Origin of the sequence: Burkholderia sp. AU33803, assembly GCF_002223095.1 — a bacterium.
Taxonomy (GTDB): Bacteria; Pseudomonadota; Gammaproteobacteria; order Burkholderiales; family Burkholderiaceae; genus Burkholderia.
In genome coordinates this window covers 1-1507 of the sequence record NZ_NKFJ01000013.1, presented here as the reverse complement: position 1 = coordinate 1507, position 1507 = coordinate 1, and the positions used below count along the sequence as shown (strand labels likewise).

The window sequence follows — 1507 nt, the reverse complement described above, 5'->3', positions numbered from 1 at the left end:
AACTCGTAAACATCATCGAGAAGGTCGACGTGACCTGCGTGATGGTCACGCACGACCAGGAAGAGGCGATGACGATGGCCAGCCGCCTCGCGGTGATGAGCGAAGGCAAGATCGTGCAGATCGGCGCCCCGGGCGAGGTGTACGAGTTTCCGAACAGCCGCTTCTCGGCCGAATTCATCGGCTCGACCAACCTGTTCGAAGGGCGCGTGGTCGAGGACGAACCCGATCACATCTTCGTCGAAAGCGACGACCTCGAAGCCCGCATGTACGTGAGCCACGGCATCACGGGCCCGCTCGGCATGCCGGTGGGCATCTCGGTGCGGCCGGAACGCATCCACGTGTCGCGCGAAAAACCCGGCTCGAAACACAACTGGGCGCGCGGCGTCGTGACCGACATCGCGTACATGGGCAGCTACTCGCTGTACCACGTGCGCCTGCCGAGCGGGAAGACGGTCGTGTCGAACCTGTCGAGCTCGCATCTGATGAACGACAACGCACCGGCGTGGAACGACGACGTGTTCGTGTCGTGGTCGCCGGCCAGCGGCGTCGTGCTGACGCAGTGAGGACGCCACGATGAGAACCTCCGCCTCCAATCCGTCCGCGCCGGTGCCGACCGGCGCCGCGAGTGCCGGCGCCGGCCGCGCCCGCCCGGGTCGCTTCGCCGCGCTGTCGCGCTTCCTGCCGTCGGGCCGCAGCGTCGCGATCGGCGTGCCGTTCGTGTGGCTGGCCGTGTTCTTCGCGCTGCCGTTCGTGCTGGTGCTGAAGATCAGCTTCGCCGACCAGGTGATGGGCATCCCGCCGTACACGTCGCTCGTCGAGATCAAGGACGGCATCGTGCACTTCGCGCTGCAGCTGTCGCACTACGCGTTCCTGCTGCAGGACGACCTGTACATCGCGACCTACCTCAGCTCGCTGAAGATGGCCGCCGTGTCGACGGTGCTGTGCCTGCTGATCGGGTACCCGATGGCGTACTACATCGCGCGCTCGGAGCCGAACCGCCGCAACGTGCTGATGATGGCCGTGATGCTGCCGTTCTGGACGTCGTTCCTGATCCGCGTGTACGCATGGATCGGCATCCTGAAGGATGACGGCTTGCTGAACCACACGCTGATCGCGCTGGGCATCATCCACACGCCGCTGCGCCTCTACCACAGCGACGCGGGCGTCTACATCGGCATGGTCTATTCGTACCTGCCGTTCATGGTGATGCCGCTGTACGCGCACCTCGTGAAGATGGACCTCACGCTGCTCGAAGCCGCGTACGACCTCGGCGCCAAGCCGTGGGTCGCGTTCACGCGGATCACGCTGCCGCTGTCGAAGAACGGGATCATCGCCGGCAGCCTGCTGGTGTTCATCCCGGCGGTGGGCGAGTACGTGATCCCGGAGCTGCTCGGCGGCGCCGACACGCTGATGATCGGCCGGGTGATGTGGGATGAATTCTTCAACAACATGGACTGGCCGATGGCGTCCGCGGTGACGGTCGCGATGGTGATGCTGCTGCTGGTGC

Annotated in this window: 2 protein-coding genes; both read left to right on the top strand. The window is 65.3% G+C overall.

Annotated elements, in window-relative coordinates:
* A partial coding sequence (locus CFB41_RS36985) for a TOBE domain-containing protein (protein ID WP_144030005.1) occupies window positions 1–563 on the top strand: 563 nt, incomplete at its 5' end.
* Between the two features lie 10 nt (window positions 564–573).
* The coding region (locus tag CFB41_RS36980) for an ABC transporter permease subunit (RefSeq protein ID WP_089460162.1) at window positions 574–1507 on the top strand (934 nt) is incomplete at its 3' end.